Consider the following 247-nt stretch of genomic DNA (forward strand, 5'->3'; position numbering starts at 1 on the left):
GTCCGAGCCGGCCGGCCACGGCGGCGGCCAGCAGTTCACCGTCCGGCAGCGGCGACAGATCGACGGGAACCACCTCCTCCCCTCTGCCCGCCGCCAAGGCGGCCACCTGCATCGCCACCGCGGTCTTGCCTGCCCCGCCCGGCCCCACCAGCGTGACCAGCCGATGAGTGCCGAGTTGTCGTCCGACCTCGGCGACCAGCGAATCGCGCCCGATCAGCCGCGCCAGCGGAAGCGCCGGTTGGGGAGG

At 74.5% G+C, this 247-nt stretch carries 1 protein-coding gene; it reads right to left on the bottom strand.

Features of this window, described 5'->3' with window-relative positions; all coding sequences use genetic code 11:
* On the bottom strand, nt 1-247 hold a 247-nt coding region (locus tag SB847_RS21920; RefSeq protein ID WP_486304289.1), incomplete at both ends, for a hypothetical protein.

The sequence above is a fragment of the Bacillus sp. SIMBA_026 genome (assembly GCF_046535335.1).
Taxonomy (GTDB): domain Bacteria; phylum Bacillota; class Bacilli; order Bacillales; family Bacillaceae; genus Bacillus; species Bacillus velezensis.